This is a genomic window from Pigmentiphaga sp. (assembly GCF_033795525.1).
Classification (GTDB): Bacteria; Pseudomonadota; Gammaproteobacteria; order Burkholderiales; family Burkholderiaceae_B; genus Pigmentiphaga.
Genome location: NZ_JARYGM010000001.1, coordinates 341602 through 363120 on the forward strand (window position 1 = coordinate 341602; position 21519 = coordinate 363120).

Genomic DNA, 21519 nt, shown 5'->3' on the forward strand with positions numbered 1-21519 from the left:
GGACCGCAGGAGCCAGCCCCCGCCCACCCGCATCGCGCTGCGTAGAGGACTATTCCACTACTTCAGTTTGCATTCGCCTACGTAGGCGTCCTGATGATCCGTCAGGACCTGGGCGAGCTGCTTATAGCCCACCCCGTCGGCCTGCTGCACCACCTGGAAAGCATAGTAGTTCTGGATCGGCATGTTATTGCGGTTGAATGCGAACTTGCCGCGCACCGTCGGGAACTGCGAGCCCACTTCCTTGACCGCCGCGGCGAAGGCCTTGTTGTCCGAGACCTTGCCACCCAGCTTGCGGACGGCAGCGTCCAACAGGTAGGCGGCATCGTACGCATTGGCCGCGTACTCGGTGGGCGTGCGCTTGTACTTGGCTTCGAAGCCCTGCACGAATTTCTTGTTCTGCGCGTTATCCAGAACCGGAGCCCAGGGGGTGCCGTAGATGGCGCCCACGGCCTGCTCCTTCAGCGCGGCCAGCGAGTTGGCGTCGATCAGGCTTTCCGAGAAGAACGGCAGCTTGCCCATCAGGCCGGCCTGGTGCAGCTGGCGGGCGAAGTTGACGCCAATACCGCCGGTGTAGAACACGAACAACGCGTCGGGCTGGGCGTTCTGCACCGCGGAGATCTCGGCCGCGTAGTCGAGCTGGCCCAGCGGGGTATAGACCTCGTTGGCGATCTTGCCACCATAGAAGCGCTTGAACCCGGCCAGCTTGTCCTTGCCGGCCTGGTAGTTCGAGGTCATCAAGTAGACGTTCTTGTAACCCTGGTCCTTGACGTACTTGCCCATGGCCTCGGACATGCCGTCGTTCTGCCAGCCCATCACGAACAGGTTGGCCAGGCAGCTCTTGCCGGCGATCGGTGCGGGCCCGGCATTGGTGGACAGGGCGACGACGCCGGAATCCTTGATCCGGCGCGTCTCGGCCATCAGCACGTTGGAAAAGCCCAGGCCGACGATGGCATCGACCTTGTCACGCTCGATGAACTTCTGCACGATCTGCGCGCCCACGTCGGGCTTGAGCTGATCGTCTTCCCGCAGCACCGTGACGGGCTGGCCACCGAATTTTCCGCCCAGCTGCTCCACCGCGAGCATGAAGCCGTCGTACTGGTCCTGCCCCAGCGCCGCCATCGGCCCCGACAGCACGCCGGAAAAACCGATCTTGACGTCGGCGTGGGCGGCACCCGCGAATACGAGTGCAGCCAACGCCGCCGCGAGCGTCGTTTTCTTTGTCATTCTGGATGTCTCCTGTATCAGGGAAAGGGGATTCAGCGCCCCAGCGCCTTGGCCGTCTTGCCGCCTATTCCGAAATTCGTCTTGGGCACTTCCACCAGCACCACCCGCACCGACTCGCGGGGGGCGCCAATGGCCCGATGGGTAGCCTCGGTCAACTCCTCGATCAGGGTCGCACGTTGTTCGTCCGTGCGCCCTTCCATTAGTTGGACCTGGATGATGGGCATGGCTGTCTCCTCAGAGCTTGACGCAAACGTTGCGCAATTCGGTATAGAACTCCAGCGAGTGCACGCCCCCCTCGCGGCCGATGCCCGATTGCTTGGCACCGCCGAAGGAAGTGCGCAGGTCGCGCAGGAACCACGAGTTCACCCAGCAGATGCCCACGTTCAGGGCCTTGCCCAGCCTATGCGCGGTACCGACGTTCTGCGTCCAGACGGTGGCAGCCAGCCCGTAGGGCGTTGCATTGGCCATGGCGATCGCGTCTTCCTCGGTGTCGAACGGAGTGATGTGGCAGCAGGGCCCGAAGATCTCCTCGCGGATGACGGCCGCGGTCTCCGGCAAGCCGGTCCAGATCGTGGGCTGGACCCAGGCGCCCTCGGCCAGCGCGCCGGGCATGTCGGGAACGCCGCCGCCCGTCACCACGGTTGCACCTTCCTCGCGCGCCTTGGCGTAGTAGCTCAAGACTTTTTCGCGATGGGTCAGAGAGACCAGCGGTCCGAAGTTGACGCTGTGGTCGTTCGGATTGCCCAGCTTGAACGACTCCGCCTTGGCCTTGAGCGCCGCAACGAACTTGTCGAAGATCGGCCGCTGCACGTAGACCCGCTCGGTACCCAGGCAGACCTGGCCGCTGTTTTCGAACGCGGCACGGGCGATGCCGGCCACGGCCTTGTCGAAGTCGGCATCGGCGAACACGATGCCGGGATTCTTGCCGCCCAGTTCGAACGACACCGGACGGACGCCCTTGGCGGCGGCCTGCATGATGACCTCGCCGGTGCGGGTCTCGCCGGTAAACGTAATGCCGTCGACGTCGGGATGCTTGGTGAGGAATTCGCCGGCGGAATCCGGACCGAAGCCATGGACCACGTTATAGACGCCGGGCGGCACACCGACTTCGTTCATCACTTCGCCCAGCAAGGTCGCCGTGGCAGGCGTTTCCTCAGAGGGCTTGACCACCACCGTGTTGCCGCACGCCAGCGCCGGACCGACCTTCCAGGTCATCAGCAGCAGCGGCAGGTTCCACGGGCAGACGACGCCGATCACGCCACGCGGCACGCGCACCGAATAGTTCAGCGCGAAGCCATTGTCCGGCGTCTCCATGTCGAATGTTTCGCCCGGCACGTTGCGGATCAGGTCGGCGAACACCTTGAAGTTGGCCGCGCCACGCGGAATATCCACATGGCTGGCCAGGCCGTACGGCTTGCCGGTATCGGCCATTTCCGCAGCCAGGAAGTCATCGAAGCGGCGGTTGATGCCGTCGGCGATGGCATGCAGCATGTCCACCCGCTGCTGCACCTTCATGGCGGCCCACGGGCCCGACAGCGCGGCACGCGCGGCCTTGACGGCCGCATCGACCTCGGCGCGGCCGGCTTCGTACACCGGACCGATCAGGCTGTTGTCGACGGGGTTGCGGTTCTCGAAGGTCTTGCCGGTGGCAACCCACTGGCCATTGATGAAATTCTTGAATTCGTTCATGGATGGACTCTCAGATGACATTTGCAAACTCGGGGTCGCCGTCGCACAGGTATTCCCACATGCGCTCGAAGATCCTGCCTGCGCCGGTGGCGCGGCGGGCCGCCTCTTCCGGCGACAGCGTCGGGCCGTCGGCCAGCCCTGCCGCGCGCAATTGCAGCTCGATGCGCGCAGCGTCTTCCAGGTACCAGGTCAGCACCACGGCTTGTTCGATGTTCGGCGCAGCCACGACGGCGCCGTTGCCCCGCATGACTACGGCCCGGGCGCTGCCCAAGGTGGCGGCCACCCCGGCGGCCTGCTCGTCCGACCGGACCAATTGCGGATCGTCCCAAAGCGGCACGGCCGGCGAAAAGTACGAACCCATGCCGTGGCGGGGGGCGGGCGTCATGCGGGCGCTGGAGAGCGTCATCACGTCGCGCGGCATGCTGCGCACCACCGCGCCGGCGTCGTCGCGCAAGCGGTAGATGTGCTGGTGGATGCGGACCTCGCCGAGCACGCCTTCGGGCAGCTCGCCGTGGACCGGCACGACGGTTCCCGCTTCGTGCGGCTCGATCATGCCCATGGGCTTGGCCGCGCAGACCAGGAAGTAGTCCTTATCCACGCGCAGGCTGCAGTGCCCGTACGCATGGACCAGGTTGGCGCGCGCCAGGGCGCGCGCAGCCGCCCGCACCTGGCTCTGCTGGCGTGCGGTCGGTATTGCGCAAGGCTTGTTCAAGTCTTGAACTCCGGGATATCGGGCTTGGCGCCCCACATGCAGAACGACGAAGGCACGGCGGGGAAATTGCGGGGACGATAGGTTTTCTCGTCCTCTTCGGTAATCAGGCGCACCCCGGTGGAGTACTCGTAGATCATGCCGTCCGGACCTTCGAAATACAGGAACATGGCGCCCGAAGTCGGGTGGCGGCCGGGACCGAAACGGATGGGAATGCGCTTTTCGAGCAGGATGTAGTAGGCCCGCATCACGTCGTCGATGCTCTCGACCTGGTGGTTGATGTGCTGCACGCCCGGGTAGCTGGACGGGAAAAGCGCGATCTTGTGATGCACTTCGTCGATACGCAGCAGCGGTGCCTCGCCGATGCGGTCGCTGACCTTGGCGCTCAGCAACTGGGTCCAGAAAGCCTCGTCGCGCCGGGGGTTGAGCGTACGCAGCCCGATATGGCTGAAACCCGTGATGCCGGCATCGCGCGAGGGGAAATAACGGCGGCCGCTGTGCTGGGGCGCATAGACCAGGTCGATGCTGTTGCCCGACGGATCCTTGAAGTTGACGAAGTCCCGCACGTAGCGCTTCTCGGCTTCCTCCACGCTGCCGCGCGTGGACACATATCCGGCCTTTTCCAGCAGCGCCATGGCCTGATCCAGCTCTTCCGGGGTATCGACCTCGAAGGCCGCCGTATGGTCACGCGGGTCGCCCTCGAAATAACACAGGGTGTGGTCGCGGCTGTCGGACCGCAGGTAGACCGACTTGCCGGCACGGCGGGCGACTTCCAGGCCGAGGACTTCCGTCGCATAGCGTACCGACCCGTCGAGGTCGGGCGTTCCCAACCGCACGTAGCGGATGTCATGTAGATGAATCACGTATGTCTCCTGCATGGGCCAGCGTGGGTGGCCCACCTACTCTTCCTGGCGGACACGATACGCCACAAAATATCCGATGAAAATGTTTTTATCGAGATTTTATGGATTTCCCTAATAAACAGGCTTTTAGTCGAGAATGGACTAGAATTTAGCCATTCTTCACGAGAGGGGGCACCCAGCCGCCCGCGACGCATGCCCACCCCACTGGAACTGCCGCCCTTATCCCATGCCGCGACGCCGACCACGCTGGTGGGCACCGCCTATGCTGCCTTGCGGCGCGACATCATCGAAGGCAGACTGGCGCCCGGCTCCCGCCTGCGCGTGGAACACCTGAAGGATTCCTATGGGGTGGGCGCGGGAACGCTGCGCGAAGCACTGTCGCTGCTGGTGTCGGACGCGCTGGTGGTCTCCCATGGACAGCGGGGCTTCCACGTGACGCCCATCTCGATGGAGGACTTCCTCGACATTACTCGCAACCGGACCTTGCTCGAATGCGAGGCGCTGCGCCAGGCCATAGAAACCGGCGATGACGTCTGGGAAAGCCGCATCATTGCCGCCTTCCATCGCCTGAGCCGGGCCGAGGAACGGCTTGCGACCAATCCGGTCAACCGGTTCGACGAATGGGAAGACCGGAACCGCGAATTCCACCAGGCATTGATCAGCGCCTGTCCATCGCGCTGGATGCATCATTTCCTGGGTATCCTGTACCAACAGGCAGAGCGCTACCGGCGGCTGGTGGTGACCCGCAAACCCATCCCGCGGGACGTGCACGACGAGCACCGCAACATCCTCGAAGCTGCCCTCGCGCGCGATGCAGGCCAGGCCTCGCGCCTGCTGGCCGAACACATCACCACGACCTATGAAGCGGTCAAGCACCTGCCGGCGGACCTGTTCAGTAACGCCACAGCACCGACCGACGGCGCCGCCACCGCATCCTGACCCGCGGCCGGGGCGAAGACCCGCCGGGGAACCCACACCGCCTCATCGGCTTGCCATGCAATTGAGGGTACGGGCAAAAAAAAGCGATGCCCGCGGGCATCGCGTTCGGCGGTCTTCCCGCACGCCAAGTGGCGGGAAGGCCAGGACGGGTCAGATGTCCAGCACCAGCTTGGCGCCCTTGCAACCCGAGACGCAGACCATCATGGTCTTGTTGGACTCCCGCTCGCGTTCGGTCAGGACGGAATCCCGGTGGTCCGGCACCCCTTCCAGCACGGCCGTCTCGCACGCGCCGCACACGCCCTCGCGGCAGCTGTAGTCGGCATCGACGCCGGCTTCCAGCAGCGCATCGAGTAGCGACATGCCCGCCGGCACGTCAATGGTCTTGCCCGACTTGGCCAATTCGACCTGGTAGCTGCCCTCCTGGGCGGCGGTGACTTCGCCGGCGGCGGCAAAGCGTTCGATATGCACGTTCTCGTAGCCCAGTTCCTTGCAGGTTGCCTCGAAGGCATCCAGCATGGGCGTGGGGCCACAGCAGTAGAAATGCGTGTCGGCAGGATGCCCGGCGAGCATCTCGCGCAGATTGGGCGGGCCGCCCGCCTCGTCGTCGAAGCGCGTCTTGACCTGACCGCCCGAAGACAGCAGTTCGTCGACGAAGGCCGCCTCGCTCTTGGTACGCGCGCAGTAGATCAGCTCCACCGGCTTGCCGACGGCCATCAGGCGGTTGTACATGCAGAAGATGGGCGTGACGCCGATGCCCCCCGCCAGCAACACCGACTTGCTGGCGGACTCGTCCAGCTCGAAGTTGTTGCGAGGCGGGGCGATCTTGATGGTCGACCCCACGCGCAGCTGCTCGTGCACGAAGCGCGAACCGCCGCGGCTGTTACGGTCGTTCAACACTCCCACCACATAGCGATGGCGCTCGGTCGGCGAGTTGAACAGCGAGTAGCTGCGCACCAGGCCGTTGGGCAGATGCAGGTCTATGTGGGAACCCGCTTCGAAAGGCGGCAGGTCTTCGCCGGTGGGCGAGCGGAACTCGACACTGACGATGCCCTGCGCTTCAAGGCGGATGGCGTGAACCAGAACCGGAATGAGTGAGCTGCTGTTCATGAGGGGTCGAAAAAAGCGGTTATGCGTCGGTACGCAAGGCAACGTCGAGCCGCGCGAATGCATCGATCTCCACGGTCAGACCGGGAAACACCAGGGCGCGGACCTCGACCAACGTGGAACACGGATAAGGCGACTGGAAGAACTCCTTGCGGGCTCGCCCGACTTCGTCCTTGTCCTTGATGTCCGTCACGTAAATCACCAGTTTATAAATATTTTGCACCCCTGCGCCAGCGGCCTCGACCAAAGCACGGATTTTACCGAGCACGACCAGGGTTTGCTCGTAGGTGCCCAGCGGCGGCTCGACCGCCGTGGCTTGGGGATGGGCGGTCACGCCCGACATGGCGATCTCGTTGCCCAGCACCAGGCAATTCGACCAGGTGGCCGTTTCACGCTCGGGTACCGACGGCGCGATGACGCGGCGCGCCACAGAGCTTGCGTTGTTCATCGCGCTTCCTCGTTGTGTGCCGGCCGGCCGCTCACGCGGCCTTCCCTTGCAGCTGCTCGAGCTGGGCGGCGGCCAGGTTGCGCAGGTGGCGCCGCAGCCGGACCAGGCCGATGTCGTGCTGGTAGAGGTTTTCGCGCTGGTTGGCGTCGGGCTCCATCACCTCCAGCACTTCGCGGTCCTGCTCGAGCACGGCCCAGTGGCGCGCTTCCAGGCGATTGCGATAGAGGAACTGCCAGGCATGGCGCTGCCATCCCGATACCTTGCGGCAGCGCCAATGGAATACGGCCGCCAGGTTCTCGGTAATCGGCGTATAGGTGCCGACGATGGCGAAGCCGCCGCCAGGACCGCCGGTGGGGGGATACGGGATCTCCAGGCGCAGCCAGTGCAGGCCGGTATTGGCCCACTCGGTCCAGTCGAAGTTCACCCCGCGCTGGCCTTTCTTTTCGAACACGAAGCCATGCTCGGTGTCACGCACGCCGAACTCGGCCACGGACGAACCCTCGGCCATCGAGTGCGACTGCTTGTGCAGATAGGTCCCGTGCATGGGATCCATCACGTTATCGATCACGTAGCGATAGTCGGCGCGCCACTCCGTGTAGCACAGGAAAGACGCGAACTCGTCCGACGCCAGTTCCTCGGGGAGCGTGAATTCGGGCGCCTGGTCGACATTGGTGGCCGAGTTGTACAGAAATACGGTGTCATTGCGTTCGACCACGTGGAAGGAGCGCGCGGCGCGCTTTCCTTCAAGGCTGCAGCCAGGGCTGCCCGGCACGCTGGTCACGACGCCGTCGCAGCGCACCTGGACGCCGTGATAGCCGCAGGCGATGCGATCACCCAGCAGGATACCGCGCGACAACGGCGCGCCACGATGCGGGCAATGGTCTTCCAGCGCGTACAGCTTGCCGGCGTCGTCGCGCCAGAACACCAGCTTCATGCCGAGCCGGCGCAGCGAAACAGGCTTGTCGGCGATAAAGCTGGACGGACAGATCGCGTACCAGGTGTCTTTCAGGCCGATCGCCAACAGGGCGTCCGGGCTATCGATTTTGGTAGTCATGACGGTTTCCTCAGACGGTATCGGCCAGGCGGGCCAGCTCGGATTGCAACAACTCCTCGGTCCATGTCGCGCCGTTGGGAGCGGGAGGGCCGGCCTGGTTCAGGTATTCCACGATCGGGGCCAGCTCGTGCTTGCCCGCGGCGAAAGCGCGCTCGAGCGAATCGCCGAGCAGGCTTTCCCATTCAGTAGGGGGACGGCGCCGCGCCTGGTGCGGTTCCAGATAACGATCTTGCATCATTTACCTCCGTTGCGTACGCGTTCGCGGATGCGTTCGCGAACGGGAACAAAGTCATAAGTGGGATAACACTCGGTGCGGAACACGCCCCACGCCGAACGTTCAAGCTCGACATTGACCGTGGCCAGCAGGTGCGGCGGCACCTCCAGCGTCACGATCTGCCCCAGACCCATCGCCACGGTCCAGGAGACAATCTTCACGCCTTCCGGCGGGAACCGCTCCCACCAGTCGGCTTCCTTCAACTTGGTCTGGACCGCGTCCAGATTATTGGACTGATCGTGCTTGAGCAGCACGGTCAGCATCACATTCGAAGCATCAGCCATCAATCCTCCCACCTACCATAGCCAGCCACAGCAGCGCTGCAACCCCGCAAGACACCCTCACTAGACCCGGGATGCGGCGGATCCGGCTCCGCCGGTCCACCCGCATCGCCCGCTGGACCCGGCCCCGGGCTGCCGCGAAGCGGCTGGGGGCCCACCATGCAGGGCGCCCGAAGGGCGTGGGGGGGCTATTTCTTCTCGGTCAGAAACTTCCCATCCGGCGCCTTGGCGTTCTTCTGGCGGCGGGTATGACCGTCCAGGCCGCCGTCGATCGCCCACTCGGCGAATACCGTCGGCCCCGGTTCGAACTCGCGCGCTTCCCACTCGGCGTCGAGATAATCCTCGTCGGCGTAGTATTCGATCAGCCCGCCGCCCGGGAAGTTGAAATACCAGAAATAGGCGGACGAGATCGGGTGCCGGCCGGGTCCCAGCTGCGTGCTCCAACCCTGCCGCGCCATCGCCATGCCGCCGCCGAACACCTCGTGGATATCACGCACGGTGAACGCGACGTGGTTCAGGCCGGCGCGCGGCTCGGGCGGTTGCAGCAGGAAGAGGTCGTGGTGGCCGCCCTCGACCGAGCAACGCATGAACGCGCCCTTGTTCGGATAGCGGTCGGATGCGACGAAGCCGAAATTTTCGGCATAGAACTTCTCGCAGGCCTTCACGTCCTTGACGAAGAACACCACATGCCCCACCTCGATGGGCGTGGCGCGCTCGTAGATGGGGCTGCGCTGGTTGCGGCGCGCCTTGTTGCTCCAGGTATTCATGCCCGGGCTATCGACCTCGATGTCGATCTTGCGCGTGGTCTGGAAGCGGACCGCCAAGCCGTTGGGGTCGGTGCAGCCTACCCGGCCGCCCTCGTTCACGTAGCCCGGCAGGTCCTTGAGCTTGGCCGCAAAGCGCTCGAGGACCTCGTCGCTGGAGACGCCCCACACCACTTCGCGCAGCGTCGGTCCTTCCTCGATAGCCGGAGGCAGCCCCGGATAGTCGGTCGTCTTCACGATGACACGGCACTTGTTCAGCGACTCGAAAACGAGCGACTTGTCGGTTTCCTCGGCCAGGGTCATGCCCCAGTCGGTCAGGAACTGCTTGCACGCGGCCAGATCGTCGGCCCCGTAGGTGATCTCATCAATGCCCAATACGTCCATTACATCTCTCCAATGTGGGGCTCGCCCCACGTTACTTGGATCAAAACGCCAATCCCCGCCAGCCTATTGTTACCCCGGGAGACCACGGATCCGGCTCCGCCGGTCCACCTGCATCGCCCTGGGCCCGGCGCCGGGCCCCCCCAAGGCGGGCCCAGGCCCCCGTGGGGGGCTGCCGCGAAGCAGCTGGGGCCACCCTGCCTCGCGCGCGTCAGCGCGTACGGGGGGGCATCAGTTCGCCCACGGCAAGGGGTTTTCGTTCATTCCCCAATACATGCCCTTCTGTTCCATGTATTGCAAGATACCGAGGCGGCCTTTTTCGCGCCCGATGCCGCTGTCGCGCCAGCCGCCGAACGGCGTCGATATCGAAAAGAACTTGTAGGTATTGATCCAGACCGTGCCGGCCTGGACCGCCCGGCCGACCCGCCAGGCGCGCTTGTAATCGCGTGTCCAGATGCCGGCCGCCAGCGCGTAGACGCTGTCGTTGGCCTGCTCGACCAAGTCCTCTTCATTATCGAAGGGCATGGCCACCAGCACCGGCCCGAAAATTTCTTCCTGGCTGATGCGTGCCCGGTTGGTCAGGCCTTCGATGATGGTGGGGCGATAGAAATACCCCTTGTCATAGATGCCGCCTTCGGGGCGCTGGCCGCCGGTGCGGATACGCCCACCCTCTGAGACACCCAGCTCGACATAACGTTCGATCGATTCGCGATGGCGCGCCGTGATGAGCGGCCCCATCTGCGTGCGTTCGTCGGCCGGATCGCCGACCCGGAGTGCCGCCGCCCTCTGGGTTAGCCGATCGAGGAACTGCTCGTAGATCGACGAGGCGACAAACAAGCGCGAACCGGCGATGCAGGACTCGCCCGAGGAACTGAAAATGCCGTAGAGCACGCCGTTGACCGCATGGTCCAGGTCGGCGTCGTCGAACACCATCGTGGGCGACTTGCCGCCCAGCTCCAGCGACACCGGCATCATCTTGTCGGCCGCGATGTGCGCGATGTGCTTGCCCGTAGTGGTGCCGCCCGTGAACGAGACGCGCTTGACCAGCGGATGCTTGGTGATGGCATCGCCGATGACCGAGCCCTTGCCGGGCAACACGCTGATCACCCCCTTGGGTACGCCGGCTTCCTCGCAGATGGCAGCCAGGTCCAGGGCCATCAGCGGCGTGACTTCGGCCGGCTTGACCACCACGGCATTGCCGGCGGCCAACGCCGGAGCGAGCTTCTGGGCCTCGCTGGCGATGGGCGAATTCCACGGCGTGATGGCCGCCACGACGCCCATGGGATCATACACGCTCATCGACACGTAGTCGCCGCGTGAAGGCGTGATGACCTCTTCCAGGGTTTCGCATGCCGCGGCAAAGAACTGGAAGGTACCCGCCGCGCTGGCAACCAGCGCGCGCGTTTCGCTGATCGGCTTGCCGTTGTCCAGGCGCTGGCGCTGGGCCAGGTCCTCGGCGCGCTCGCGGATGAGCTGGGCGATGCGGTAGAGCACGGCCGCCCGCTCGTGAGGCTTGCGCTGCGCCCAGCCGCTGGTGCGGAAGGCCTTGTGGGCGCCCTGGATCGCCTCTTCGACGTCGTCCAGGCTGGCAGCGTTCAGGTAGGCCACGGGTTCGCCGGTGGCCGGATAGAGCGTGGCGTAGCGTTCGCCGCCGCCCTCGCGCCAGGTGCCGGCCACGCAAATGGGAAGGATCTTGTCGGAAATCATCGATTAGGCTCCCGCTTTCTCGGTCGCGGCCTTGACCGGGGGACCCGCGAACTTGGTATTGAAACCGCCGACCGACAACATGTCGATTTCGACGATGAACGGCCCCTTCACGGCCAGGCCCTGCTTGATCGCACCCTCGAGCTGGTCCAGGTTGGTGACCTTCGCATGGCCCAGGCCCATGGACTGCGTCAGCAGCGCATAGTCGGGGGTGTGCAGTTGCACGTAGTGCTTGCGGCCGCCGTAGACGGCGTCCTGGATGTTCTTGATCACGCCGTACGACTGGTCGTTCATCAAGATGATCAGCATGTCGGCCTGTTCCTGGACGGCGGTGGCCAGCTCGCCCAGATTCAGGATGAAGCCGCCGTCGCCGGCCAGCGTGAAGGTCTTCTTGCCGGAACCGGTCACCGCCGCGCCCACCGAGGCGCCCACGCCCATCGCCAGGCCCAGGCCGATGCCGCCGCCCAGCGCGTGCACGCCGGCCTTGGGCTCGTGCAGGCACGGCAGGCGGTTGCCCCAGATGCTGTTGGAAAGCGTCACGTCGCGCACCCAGTTGAACGAGGTGCCGACCACCGATTGCAAGGTGTCGATAAGCCTGGTGTAGGGCCCGACGTCATCGCGCAGCTTGGCCAGCGCGGCGTCGCGGGTACGCTGGAGGTCGTCGATGAACCCGGGGTCGACCGACAGGCGGCCCTCCAGGCGATCGGCCAGGCCCTTCAGTGCCAGCGTGGCGTCGCCACTGACGAAATAGTCGGTGGTATAGGCACGGCCATCGGCCTGGGGATCGGCATCGATCCGGTAGCGGGTGACCGGCAGCTTGAGCGCGTACTTGAGCGTCTCGTTGCTGCGCAGCCGCGAGCCGACCACCAGCAAGGCATCGACCGTCTGGTACAGGTTCTCGACGGGCTTGGCGGCGGTAAACGAACCCAGGCAGGCGGGATGGTCTTCAGGGATGACGCCGCGGCCCTGGGTACTCGTGACCACACCGAAGCCGAGCTTGACCAGGCGTTGCACCTGTTCGCCAGCTTGGCGCGCGCCGCCGCCCAGCCACAGCAGCGGGCGCTTGGCCTGGGCCAGGCGGTTCGCCAGCTCGTCGAGCGCGGCCTCGGACGGCACCAGCGGCGCGACCGGCAGGGGATTCAGGTCCGCGGGCATGTCAATCAACGCAGCCTGGACATCGATGGGAATCTCGATGCTGACCGGACCGGTCGGGGCCGTCATGGCGATCTGCACGGCGCGCTTGACCGTGCCCAGGGCAGTTTCCGGCGTGCGCACCCTGAAGGCGGCCTTGGAGACGGCCTGCAGCATTTCCAGCTGGTGATTGGCTTCGTGGATGAAGCCCAGGTTCTGGTCAAGATACGGGCTGTCGATCTGCCCGGTGATATGCAGCAGCGGCGTGCCGGCGGTGATGGCCTCGACCATCGAACCGGCGGCGTTGCCGGCGGCCGTGCCGGTGCTGGTCACGGTCACGCCCAGGCCGCCGGTGGTACGGGCGTAGGCGTCGGCCATGTTGGTCGCGCCGGCTTCGCCCCGGGCCATCACGAAACGGATGTTGCCGCGTTCGCCGAAGGCGTCGAGGATGGGCATGTTGTGGATCGAGATGACGCCGAACGCCGCTTTGACGCCGCAGTTCTCGAGAAACTGCGCAATGGCGGCGCCCACGGTGACACGATTGGCATTAGGCATGACGGCAAACCCCTCCGGAAACATCGATATGGCTGCCCGTCGTATAGGAAGACAAGGGCGTGGCAAGGAAAAAGATGGCGCGCGCGGGCTCTTCGGGACGGCCGAGACGGCCCAGCGGAATCTGTTTTTCGGCCGCGATGCGGCCCGTCCACTGCTCCCAGGACAGCGAGCGGTCTTTGCGTTCTTCGTAGCGGCGGCGCCATTGGCCGGACTCGACCAGGCCGAGCAGGATGCCATTGACGCGGATTTTCTTGGGACTCAGTTCGAAAGCCAGCGAGCGCACCAGGTTATGGATGCCGGCGCGCGCGGCCGAGGTCGCGACCATGTGCGGCTCGGGCTGGATGGCCAGCAGCGAGTTCACGCACACAATGGCCGCATCCTCGTTCTGCTCGAGCTGCGGAATGAAGCTGCGGGTCGGATTGATGACCGAGAAGAACTTCAGCTGGACTTCGTCCAGCCATGCGGAATTCTCAGTACTGGCGAACGTGGAGACACGCCCCTGCCCGGCATTGTTGACCAGGATGGTGGCCGGGCCCAGCTCCCGCTGCACGTCGGCAGCAAAGGCCTCGACTTGTTCGGGCACCAGCACGTCGCAGCGCGCCGCGTAGATACGAGCGTTGGGGAACCGCGCCCGCAAGCCGTCGCGGGCCTGCTGGAGCTTGTCCTCGTTACGGCCGCAGAAAGCCACGGCGGCGCCCGCTTCGAGCAGCAGGCCGACCGTCGCCAGGCCAATGCCCGAGGTCCCCCCCGTCACGACGGCAACTTTCCCGTCAAGGTTATACATAGTCATTAGGCAACCATCCCGTTCAGTTTTTCGTTGAAACCGTAGGCGGCACCGGGCCCACGGTAGTTGAGCAAGGCAGAGAGCTCGGCAGCGCTCTCGCAGACGCTGCGCGCCAGGCGTTCGAGCTTCGCGGTTTCGAGCGGCACCGCCGGCATCGCCACGCCGAGCGCGGCGGCGATGGAACCGCCCTGCTCGCGCACCGGCGCGGCAAGGGTCGAAATACCGGACTCGAAGAATCCTTCGTGCAGCAGATAGGGGCGCCGGCGATCCTGCAGCAGCACGGCATGCAGCTGCTCCACGGTACGCGGCGTAAAGGCATTGACGACAGGCAGCGTGCCGTCGGGGTACAACGCCCGCAGTTCTTCCAGCGTCATATCGGCCATCAGCACCCGGCCCAGCACGGTGGCGTGGGCAGGCAGGCGGGTACCGACGTTGACGGAACTGGCGAGCGGGGTATTGGCTGCCGCCTTGGCGACGTAGACGATGTCGCCGCCGTCGCGCACGACCAGGTGGCAGGAAAGATTGAATTCGTTGCGCACGCGCTCCAGCAAAGGGGCGCCCAACTGGGTGAGTTCCAGCGATGCCAGGTATTCGAAGCCCAACCGCAGCACGGCCATGCCCAGCGCGTAATCCCGGCCATTGTCGGCGCGCTGGACGAACCCCAGCCGTTCGAGCGTGGCCAACAGGCGGAAGACCGTGGTACGGGGCACGCCCAGCCGCCTCGCCAGTTCAGGCGCGGTCACGCCGCCCTCGCCCCGCCCGACTTCGCAAAGCACGCGCAGTCCTCGCTCCAAGCCGGGAACGACGTACTTGTCTTGCGCGGTGTCCGTTGAGGCGAGCGGATTCACGGGGGTGAGACAATCAAGAATGAGGGGAAACCAGGTCGGGGATCTTCGTTTCAAATATGAACTGGCAGTCCATACACGGAACAAGAGGAAATATAGCCGCTTGGTTCTGGAGCCGCGACTAGGGTAATCCCTAGGTTTTACCGGACAAACAAATAAGTAAGCGGCACTTCAGCCCGCTGTCCCCCCGCTTCCTTTCCCTCCGGGGCGCGAAACGTACGCGCTGCGCACTTTTTTGCATTTTTTTGACCTGGCACGGACCGGCTCCCTACAGTGGCCTCGCACCGTCGATCCAAGGAAGAAAATGCACACATCCGCCTCCTCCCTCCCTCCCGGGCACGATCAGGAAACCGTTGCGGACGCCTATCTGCGCGCGCTGGCCCGGCACCGGGTGGATTGGCTGTTCTGCAATGCCGGAACCGATTTCCCGCCGCTGATCGAGGCCTACGAACGCGCGCGGCGCCGTGATGCGAAGGTCCCTCAACCCGTCCTCGTTCCGCACGAGAACGTGGCGGTGGGTATGGCCTATGGTGCCGCGCTGACCACCGGCAAGCCGCAAGTGGTCATGGTCCACGTCGGGATCGGCACCGCCAACGCGGCCTGCGGCCTGTTCAATGCGGCCCGCCAGCAAGTGCCCCTCATTCTTACGGCAGGCCGCACGCCCGTCCTCGAAGGCGGCCGGCTGGGCGCCCGGAACAACTACATCAACTGGGCGCAGGAGATGTTCGACCAGGGGGCCATGGTGCGGGAACTGGTCAAGTGGGACTACGAGCTGCGCGACCCCTCCCAGGTCGACGCGGTCGTGGACCGGGCGTACGCGGCATCGGCGTCATCGCCACAGGGCCCCAGCTATCTCGTGCTGCCGCGCGAAGTCCTGAGCGCTCCGGCCCAGCCCGCCGCGATGCCTACCTTTGCCGCGCCAGTCCCGGCCGCCCGCGCGCGCCAGCAAGACATCGATCAATTGGCCGACTGGCTGGCCACCGCGAAAAAGCCGCTCATCGTGACCTCCGACATCGGCCGCTCGGCCCAAGCCTTCGAGGCGCTGTCGGCGTTTGCGCGCCGCTGGGCGATTCCCGTCGTGCAGTACCGGCCCCGCTACGGGAATATCCCGACCTCCCACCCCATGTTCGCCGGATACAACCCCAGCCAGTGGGTACCGCAAGCGGACTGCGTGCTGGTGTTGGAAAGCGATGTGCCCTGGATACCCGATGAATGCCGTCCGGCGCCCAACGCGCGGATTGCGCAAGTCGGCAAGGATCCGCTGTACCTGAACTACCCCATGCGCGGCTTCCCCTCGCAATTGTCGATCGCCGCCGATGCGCACCTCGTCCTGCAAGACCTGGAATCCGCATTGGCTGCCCGCATGGAAGGCAGCGAGGCGGCGATAGCGCAGCGGCAGGCCCGCGTAGCGGACCTGACCGCCGCGAACCGCCAACGCCAGGACCTTCCCGCAAATTTGAACCACCGCTACGTCTCGCGTTGCCTGGCCGAGCTGTTCGACGACGAGACCGTGCTGATCAACGAATACCCGTTCACGCTCGAAGAACTGGACGTCACACAACCCTCCCGTTTCTATTCCCATAGCCCGGCGGGCGGACTGGGCTGGGGCACGGGCATGGCGCTGGGCATCAAGCTGGCCGCGCCGCAGCGCACGGTGGTCCTGACCGTGGGAGACGGCAGCTATATGTTCGGCAACCCCAGCGCCGCCCATTTCGTGGCCCGGGCCATGGGCCTTCCGATCCTGATCGTCGTCTACAACAACCGCCGATGGGCCGCGGTCCATCGCGCGACGCTGTCCATGTATCCCGACGGCCTGGCTGCCGCCAGCGAGGAACCGCCGCTGACCTGCCTGGAACCGTCGCCCGACTACGAACGCCTGGTCGAGGCCAGCGGCGGCCTCGGCCTCAGGGTCGAGCGGGTAGAAGAACTGCGCGAGGCGCTGCAACAGGCCATGCAAGCAGTCCGAGGGGGACGCCAAGCCGTCGTCAACATCCTGACGCAAGCCAGCTACACCAGGACCAGTTGATCAACATCCAACCCGATGAGGTAACCATGAAGCTCTCGCGTCTCGCAGCATTGCTCGTGCCCCTTTCCTTGGTCGGCCTCTGCGGCGCGGCCCACGCCGACGCCTACCCGGCCAGGCCGATCTCCATCGTAGTCCCCTATCCCGCCGGCGGGACCAACGACATCATCGCCCGCGTGGTGGGCGCGCGCATGGCCGAAAGCATGGGCGTTCCGGTCATCGTTGAAAACCGGGCGGGGGCCGGCGGCAACATCGGCGCGCGCCATGTTGCGCGTGCGCCTGCCGATGGCTACGTGCTGGGCGCGGTCCCGGCGGGTGTTCTCGCCATCAATCAGTGGGTATATCCGGACGCCGGTTTCGACCCGGCCGTCGATCTGGCACCGGTCGGGCTGGCCGGCAGCGTACCCAACGTGTTCGTCGTGAATCCCGCGCTGCCGGTCGGGTCCATACAGGAACTGGTCGCGTCTGCGAAGCAGAATCCCGGCAAACTCAATTTCGCTTCCATGGGCACCGGCACCACCGGCCACCTCTGCGGCGAAATGTTCCGCATGCTAACGGGCACCGACATTGCCCACGTGCCCTATAAAGGTGCCGCGCCGGCCATGGCCGACCTGCTGGCTGGGCACGTCGGCCTCATGTGCGACAACCTGACCAATGCGCTGCCTCATATCCAGGCCGGCAAGCTCAAGGCGCTGGCGGTGACCAGTCTCGAACGCACGCCCATGCTGCCCTCCGTCCCCACTCTCGACGAGGCGGGAGTCAAGGGGTTCGAGGCAACGGCATGGTTCGGCTTCGTGGCGCCGGGCGGCACGCCGCCAGCCGTCGTGGAACGCCTGAACGCAGAAATCGGCGCTGCGCTGAAAGACGAGCAGGTTCAAAAGCGGTTGACGCAGCAGGGCCTGACTATCCAGCCGATGTTGCCAGGCGCTTTCTCGGCGTTCATCGCCGCCGAAACCCGCAAGTGGCGCGAAGTCGTGCAGCGCTCGAACATTCGCGCCGATTGATGGCGTGGTTCTTGCACCTGGGTCCAGCATCGATCAACTGGCGAATCTACCACCATGACCTCACGACGCAAAAAGTCAGCAGGCGATGACGAAGTGCTGGATCGCGGCTGCCCGCGCGATTTCATCGCCGCGTTCGGCAAGGGCCTTGCCGTCATCCAGGCCTTCAGCGAAAGCACGCCCGCGCTCACCCTCAGCGGTGTTGCGCAGCGCACCGGCCTGACCCGCGCCACGGCGCGCCGTTTCCTGCTGACGCTGGAAAGCCTCGGCTTCGCGGAGCGCCTCGACGGCAAGCTGTTCGTACTCACGCCAAGGGTGCTGCTACTGGGGCACGCCTACCTGTCCTCCATGCCCATGTGGCGGTTTGCCGAACCCGTGCTGGAAAGGCTGGTCGAGGACATCGGCGAAACCTGCAGCCTCTCGGTGCTGGACGGGACCGAAGTCGTCTATGTGCTGAGAATACCGGTACACAGGGTTCTGAACCGGATTTCGACGGTGGGGTCGCGGCTGCCCGCCTACTGCACGTCCATGGGCAGGCTGCTCCTGTCGTCGCTGCCTGAGGACAAGCTGGACGCCTATCTCGCCCAGACTGCGTTCATCGGCTACACCGACAAGACGGTGGCCGATCCGTTGGCGTTGCGGCGGCACCTGGCGCTGGTCAGGCGTACCGGCTACGCCTGGGTCAGCGGCGAGATGGAAGAACACATCAATGGGCTGGCGGTCCCGGTACACGATGCAAACGGCAAGGTCATCGCAGCGCTCAACGTGAGCGTCAGGCGGCCCGAGGTCGATGCCGAAGCCTTCCTGCGCCGGACACTGCCCACGTTGCGCCGGGCTGCCCAGCGCCTGTCGAACTCGATGATCGTATCGGGCAGTGCCGGCGAGTGCCTGTCGGCCGGCAAGCGGTCGCGCAGGGTCCGGACGCCCCCGCCATTCCAGACTTCCAGAAGGAAAACCCATGAACATGCCCCTTTCCCCATCGGCGCCTGAAGCCGCCGGGCTTCTCGACGGCTATACGCACACCATCGGCGGCAAGGCGGTGGAGAGCGAGCGCGCATTCCCGGTCATCGACCCGGCGACGGGCCAGCCGTTCGCGCTTTGTCCTGATGCCAGCCGCGCTCAGCTGGACGCGGCCGTCGCCGCGGCGGCCCGGGCCCAGGCGATGTGGCGGCACACCCCGCTCGCCGCCCGGCGCGATGCGCTACGCGCGTTCGCCGCCGCGCTTCGCCAGAACCGGGACGACCTCGCGGTGCTGCTGACCCGCGAACAGGGCAAGCCCCTGCACCGTGCGCAGGACGAGCTGGACCGCGCCGCGAACGCCATCGATATCCTGACCGGCATCGATATCGGACCGGAAGTCCTGCGCGACGACGCCAGCGGCCGGGTCGAACTGCATTACAGGCCCCTGGGCGTAGTCGGCGCCATCACGCCCTGGAACGTGCCCATCGTCCTGGCGACGCCCAAGATCGCGCAGGCGCTGTACTGCGGCAACACCATCATCGTGAAGCCGTCCCCGTACACGCCGCTCACGACGCTCGAACTCGGCCGTCTCGCCCGCGACGTCCTTCCGGCGGGGGTCCTGAATGTCCTGGCCGGAGGGAATGAGCTGGGCCAATGGATCACCGAGCACCCCGGCATCGCCAAGATCTCCTTCACCGGCTCGGTCGCCACCGGCAAGCGGGTACTGGCCGGCGCCAGCAGCACCATCAAGCGCGTGACCCTGGAGCTCGGCGGCAACGACGCCGCCATCGTGCTCGATGACGTGCAGCCACGCGAGATTGCGCCGCGCCTGTTCTGGGCCGCCTTCCACAACAGCGGCCAGATATGCATGGCCATCAAGCGGCTTTACGTGCACGAAGCGGTTCACGACGAACTCTGCGATGCGCTGGCCCAGCTCGCCAGGGAGGTAAAGGTAGGCAATGGCCTGGAAGAAGGTGTCGAACTCGGTCCGGTGCAGAACCGCATGCAGTTCGACAGCGTGCAGCGCGTACTCGCGGACACGCGAGGACGCGCCGAAGCCAGGATACTGGCCGGCGGCCATGCGCTGGACCGGGAGGGTTATTTCATTGCGCCGACCATCGTCGCAGGCCTGGGGGAAGGCACGCCGCTGGTCGACGAAGAGACCTTCGGGCCGGTACTGCCGATACTGTCGTTCAACGACGTGGACGATGCAGTGGAGCGGGCAAACCGCTCACGCTACGGGCTGGGCGGCTCGGTCTGGACACAGGACCTCGACCGCGGCGCCCAGATCGCGCAACGGCTGGAGGTGGGAACGGCCTGGGTCAACCATCATCTGGGCACCGACATGCTGCTGCCCTTCGGCGGGGCAAAAGAATCGGGACTGGGCCGCGAGTACTCCGGAATGGGATTGAAGGGATACATGGAACCGACCGTGCTCAAGTTGCCCGCGGCGGTCAGATCCATCGGTCGTCCAACCCCAAGGCCCTGAGCCTGGCCCGCAGGCGCCGAATCTCGTTGCTCATGTCGAGCATCAACGCAGCGGCGTCCAGATTGGCATCGAAGTCGCGCTGCAGCGACCGTACCTGCAGCGCGCGGCGCAGCGCCGAACTGTCGAAGCGCCATTCGGCAGGCGTCCCGCTGGCCTCGATGACACCAGCGTCGACCAGCTGCAGCACCCAGGTTTCATCGGCGCAGCATGCCCGGGCCAGTTCTCCGGCGTTGAGCGGCTTTTCGCTTCCCACCAGCGTCGCCGTGAGGGTTACCGTCTTCATCAGGCGTCTCCCAGATTCCGGCGCGGGTCGAACGGCAACTCCTGCGCCAGTTTTCTATACGCTTGCCGGGCCTGCTCCGTATCCGCAGGCGGCAACACCACGTCGAGCACCAAGTAGAGATCGCCCGGCGGATTGCCCGGTATGCCCCGGCCTTTCAGGCGCAACTGCCGGCCGCTCCGGGAATTCGGCGGCACGGTGACCTCGACTTGCCCCTGCGGCGTGGGGGCCCGCACCGAGGCGCCCAGCATGGCTTCCCACGGCGCTACCGGCAGATCCATGTACAAATCGCGGCCTTCGATCCGGTAACGCGAATGGGGCTTGAACCGGATCTCCAGGTAGAGATCACCGTTCTCGGCCCCGCCCGCCCCGGGCATGCCCTGACCGGCGAGCCGAATGAACTGCCCCTCGCGCACGCCGGCCGGAATGCGCACATTGAGCGTGCGCTCCTGCAGCCTGGGGCGCCCTTGTTCGTCGTAGCCGACCGAGCGCAGGGCGATATCGCGGGTGGCGCCTCGCAGCGCATCCTCCAGGTCGATTTCAATGGCCGCGTGATGGTCCTCCCCGCGCGCACGCATGGGTCCGGAGCCTGCACGCCGCCGGCCGCCGAACAAGGACGAGAAAAAATCGCTGAACGCGGCGTCGTCCGCGGCGCTCGCGCCGTGGAACTCGAATCCGCTGTCCCAACCGGGAGGTGGACGGAAATCCCCGTCCGGCGATACACCGGCGGCAAGATTGTCATAGGCGGCACGCTTTTCCGCATCCCCCAGGACCTGGTAGGCCTCGTTGACCTCGCGCATGCGCTGCTCGGCGTCCGGCTCTTTGCTGACGTCGGGGTGGTATTTGCGCGCCAGCTTGCGATAGGCGCGGCGAACCTCGTCTTCCGACGCCCCACGTTCGACACCTAGCGTAGCGTAGTAGTCCTTGAACTCCATGGCCCGATCTCGCAAGAAATGGTGGCCGGCCGGACAGGACGCCGGGCGGCCGATTGCTTCTATAGATGAGGACGTGCGGGCA

22 protein-coding genes are annotated in these 21519 nt (G+C 65.4%); 5 read left to right on the forward strand and 17 right to left on the reverse strand.

The genetic code is table 11. From position 1 onward, the window contains the following. Positions 1-57: 57 nt before the first annotated feature. From QHC78_RS01650 to QHC78_RS01670, 5 genes are read right to left on the reverse strand one after another with little or no spacing between them, the layout of a single operon-like run. Positions 58-1224, reverse strand: a complete 1167-nt coding sequence (locus QHC78_RS01650; protein ID WP_319742135.1) for an ABC transporter substrate-binding protein — start codon at positions 1222-1224, stop codon at positions 58-60. Between the two features lie 32 nt (positions 1225-1256). Continuing rightward, a complete protein-coding gene (thmT, locus tag QHC78_RS01655; RefSeq protein WP_319742136.1) occupies positions 1257-1448 on the reverse strand; it encodes a 2-hydroxymuconate tautomerase in 192 nt (63 codons plus the stop codon). Between the two features lie 10 nt (positions 1449-1458). After that, a complete protein-coding gene (locus QHC78_RS01660; RefSeq protein WP_319742137.1) occupies positions 1459-2913 on the reverse strand; it encodes a 2-hydroxymuconic semialdehyde dehydrogenase in 1455 nt (484 codons plus the stop codon). A 10-nt stretch (positions 2914-2923) separates the two neighbouring features. Next, entirely contained in the window at positions 2924-3625 is a 702-nt protein-coding gene (locus QHC78_RS01665) for a class II aldolase/adducin family protein (RefSeq protein WP_319742138.1), read from the reverse strand. Further along, positions 3622-4485 carry a VOC family protein gene (locus QHC78_RS01670; protein ID WP_319742139.1) on the reverse strand — a complete coding sequence of 288 codons (864 nt, stop codon included), beginning with the start codon at positions 4483-4485 and terminating at the stop codon, positions 3622-3624. Before QHC78_RS01670 ends, QHC78_RS01665 begins: the two co-directional genes overlap by 4 nt. A gap of 192 nt (positions 4486-4677) precedes the next feature. Between QHC78_RS01670 and QHC78_RS01675 the strand changes: the two genes are divergently transcribed. Beyond that, complete coding sequence (locus QHC78_RS01675; RefSeq protein WP_319742140.1) at positions 4678-5424, forward strand: GntR family transcriptional regulator; 747 nt, start codon at positions 4678-4680, stop codon at positions 5422-5424. A 150-nt stretch (positions 5425-5574) separates the two neighbouring features. On the opposite strand, the gene QHC78_RS01680 is transcribed toward QHC78_RS01675, so the two are convergent. The 10 genes from QHC78_RS01680 to QHC78_RS01725 form a co-directional block, all read right to left on the reverse strand. Further along, a complete protein-coding gene (locus QHC78_RS01680) occupies positions 5575-6531 on the reverse strand; it encodes a PDR/VanB family oxidoreductase (RefSeq protein ID WP_319742141.1) in 957 nt (318 codons plus the stop codon). 19 nt (positions 6532-6550) lie between these two features. Next, positions 6551-6976 carry a RidA family protein gene (locus QHC78_RS01685; protein WP_319742142.1) on the reverse strand — a complete coding sequence of 142 codons (426 nt, stop codon included), beginning with the start codon at positions 6974-6976 and terminating at the stop codon, positions 6551-6553. Between the two features lie 31 nt (positions 6977-7007). After that, positions 7008-8030, reverse strand: a complete 1023-nt coding sequence (locus tag QHC78_RS01690) for an aromatic ring-hydroxylating dioxygenase subunit alpha (protein ID WP_319742143.1) — start codon at positions 8028-8030, stop codon at positions 7008-7010. A gap of 10 nt (positions 8031-8040) precedes the next feature. Then, positions 8041-8268, reverse strand: a complete 228-nt coding sequence (locus tag QHC78_RS01695; RefSeq protein WP_319742144.1) for a recombinase-like helix-turn-helix domain-containing protein — start codon at positions 8266-8268, stop codon at positions 8041-8043. Further along, positions 8265-8588 carry a hypothetical protein gene (locus QHC78_RS01700; RefSeq protein WP_319742145.1) on the reverse strand — a complete coding sequence of 108 codons (324 nt, stop codon included), beginning with the start codon at positions 8586-8588 and terminating at the stop codon, positions 8265-8267. Before QHC78_RS01700 ends, QHC78_RS01695 begins: the two co-directional genes overlap by 4 nt. A 185-nt stretch (positions 8589-8773) precedes the next feature. Then, positions 8774-9733, reverse strand: coding sequence for a VOC family protein (locus QHC78_RS01705; RefSeq protein ID WP_319742147.1), 960 nt, complete (start codon positions 9731-9733; stop codon positions 8774-8776). 228 nt (positions 9734-9961) lie between these two features. Then, positions 9962-11437 (reverse strand): aldehyde dehydrogenase, encoded by a 1476-nt coding sequence (locus tag QHC78_RS01710; RefSeq protein WP_319742148.1) that lies wholly within the window; start codon positions 11435-11437, stop codon positions 9962-9964. A 3-nt stretch (positions 11438-11440) separates the two neighbouring features. After that, a complete protein-coding gene (locus QHC78_RS01715) occupies positions 11441-13120 on the reverse strand; it encodes a thiamine pyrophosphate-binding protein (RefSeq protein ID WP_319742149.1) in 1680 nt (559 codons plus the stop codon). Continuing rightward, positions 13113-13910, reverse strand: a complete 798-nt coding sequence (locus tag QHC78_RS01720; RefSeq protein ID WP_319742150.1) for an SDR family oxidoreductase — start codon at positions 13908-13910, stop codon at positions 13113-13115. The genes QHC78_RS01715 and QHC78_RS01720 overlap by 8 nt, the downstream gene beginning before the upstream one ends. Then, the gene (locus QHC78_RS01725; RefSeq protein WP_319742152.1) at positions 13910-14752 is read right to left on the reverse strand and encodes an IclR family transcriptional regulator; all 843 of its coding nucleotides are present in this window, start codon (positions 14750-14752) and stop codon (positions 13910-13912) included. Before QHC78_RS01725 ends, QHC78_RS01720 begins: the two co-directional genes overlap by 1 nt. Before the next feature lie 301 nt (positions 14753-15053). Between QHC78_RS01725 and QHC78_RS01730 the strand changes: the two genes are divergently transcribed. From QHC78_RS01730 to QHC78_RS01745, 4 genes are read left to right on the forward strand one after another with little or no spacing between them, the layout of a single operon-like run. Continuing rightward, positions 15054-16775 (forward strand): thiamine pyrophosphate-requiring protein, encoded by a 1722-nt coding sequence (locus QHC78_RS01730; protein ID WP_319742153.1) that lies wholly within the window; start codon positions 15054-15056, stop codon positions 16773-16775. Positions 16776-16801: 26 nt separating this feature from the next. Then, positions 16802-17776: a Bug family tripartite tricarboxylate transporter substrate binding protein gene (locus QHC78_RS01735; RefSeq protein ID WP_319742154.1), complete on the forward strand. Its 975-nt coding sequence runs from the start codon at positions 16802-16804 to the stop codon at positions 17774-17776. Positions 17777-17830: 54 nt separating this feature from the next. Beyond that, positions 17831-18763 carry an IclR family transcriptional regulator domain-containing protein gene (locus tag QHC78_RS01740; protein WP_319742155.1) on the forward strand — a complete coding sequence of 311 codons (933 nt, stop codon included), beginning with the start codon at positions 17831-17833 and terminating at the stop codon, positions 18761-18763. Further along, positions 18732-20222, forward strand: coding sequence for an aldehyde dehydrogenase family protein (locus QHC78_RS01745; RefSeq protein ID WP_319742156.1), 1491 nt, complete (start codon positions 18732-18734; stop codon positions 20220-20222). The genes QHC78_RS01740 and QHC78_RS01745 overlap by 32 nt, the downstream gene beginning before the upstream one ends. Here QHC78_RS01745 and QHC78_RS01750 read toward each other — a convergent pair. Beyond that, complete coding sequence (locus tag QHC78_RS01750) at positions 20188-20505, reverse strand: chaperone modulator CbpM (protein WP_319742158.1); 318 nt, start codon at positions 20503-20505, stop codon at positions 20188-20190. The two genes, QHC78_RS01745 and QHC78_RS01750, sit on opposite strands and share 35 nt — an antisense overlap. Then, a complete protein-coding gene (locus tag QHC78_RS01755) occupies positions 20505-21437 on the reverse strand; it encodes a DnaJ C-terminal domain-containing protein (protein ID WP_319742159.1) in 933 nt (310 codons plus the stop codon). The genes QHC78_RS01750 and QHC78_RS01755 overlap by 1 nt, the downstream gene beginning before the upstream one ends. Positions 21438-21519 lie beyond the last annotated feature (82 nt).

Excerpts from the sequence above, each read along its gene's own strand:
- QHC78_RS01735 (WP_319742154.1), top strand. The coding sequence starts at position 16,802 with ATGAAGCTCTCGCGTCTCGCAGCATTGCTCGTGCCCCTTTCCTTGGTC.
- QHC78_RS01755 (WP_319742159.1), bottom strand. The coding sequence starts at position 21,437 with ATGGAGTTCAAGGACTACTACGCTACGCTAGGTGTCGAACGTGGGGCG.
- QHC78_RS01700 (WP_319742145.1), bottom strand. The coding sequence starts at position 8,588 with ATGGCTGATGCTTCGAATGTGATGCTGACCGTGCTGCTCAAGCACGAT.
- QHC78_RS01680 (WP_319742141.1), bottom strand. The coding sequence starts at position 6,531 with ATGAACAGCAGCTCACTCATTCCGGTTCTGGTTCACGCCATCCGCCTT.
- QHC78_RS01715 (WP_319742149.1), bottom strand. The coding sequence starts at position 13,120 with ATGCCTAATGCCAATCGTGTCACCGTGGGCGCCGCCATTGCGCAGTTT.
- QHC78_RS01695 (WP_319742144.1), bottom strand. The coding sequence starts at position 8,268 with ATGATGCAAGATCGTTATCTGGAACCGCACCAGGCGCGGCGCCGTCCC.
- QHC78_RS01730 (WP_319742153.1), top strand. The coding sequence starts at position 15,054 with ATGCACACATCCGCCTCCTCCCTCCCTCCCGGGCACGATCAGGAAACC.
- QHC78_RS01745 (WP_319742156.1), top strand. The coding sequence starts at position 18,732 with ATGAACATGCCCCTTTCCCCATCGGCGCCTGAAGCCGCCGGGCTTCTC.
- QHC78_RS01750 (WP_319742158.1), bottom strand. The coding sequence starts at position 20,505 with ATGAAGACGGTAACCCTCACGGCGACGCTGGTGGGAAGCGAAAAGCCG.
- QHC78_RS01650 (WP_319742135.1), bottom strand. The coding sequence starts at position 1,224 with ATGACAAAGAAAACGACGCTCGCGGCGGCGTTGGCTGCACTCGTATTC.
- QHC78_RS01710 (WP_319742148.1), bottom strand. The coding sequence starts at position 11,437 with ATGATTTCCGACAAGATCCTTCCCATTTGCGTGGCCGGCACCTGGCGC.
- thmT (WP_319742136.1), bottom strand. The coding sequence starts at position 1,448 with ATGCCCATCATCCAGGTCCAACTAATGGAAGGGCGCACGGACGAACAA.
- QHC78_RS01720 (WP_319742150.1), bottom strand. The coding sequence starts at position 13,910 with ATGACTATGTATAACCTTGACGGGAAAGTTGCCGTCGTGACGGGGGGG.
- QHC78_RS01685 (WP_319742142.1), bottom strand. The coding sequence starts at position 6,976 with ATGAACAACGCAAGCTCTGTGGCGCGCCGCGTCATCGCGCCGTCGGTA.
- QHC78_RS01675 (WP_319742140.1), top strand. The coding sequence starts at position 4,678 with ATGCCCACCCCACTGGAACTGCCGCCCTTATCCCATGCCGCGACGCCG.
- QHC78_RS01705 (WP_319742147.1), bottom strand. The coding sequence starts at position 9,733 with ATGGACGTATTGGGCATTGATGAGATCACCTACGGGGCCGACGATCTG.
- QHC78_RS01690 (WP_319742143.1), bottom strand. The coding sequence starts at position 8,030 with ATGACTACCAAAATCGATAGCCCGGACGCCCTGTTGGCGATCGGCCTG.
- QHC78_RS01740 (WP_319742155.1), top strand. The coding sequence starts at position 17,831 with ATGACCTCACGACGCAAAAAGTCAGCAGGCGATGACGAAGTGCTGGAT.
- QHC78_RS01660 (WP_319742137.1), bottom strand. The coding sequence starts at position 2,913 with ATGAACGAATTCAAGAATTTCATCAATGGCCAGTGGGTTGCCACCGGC.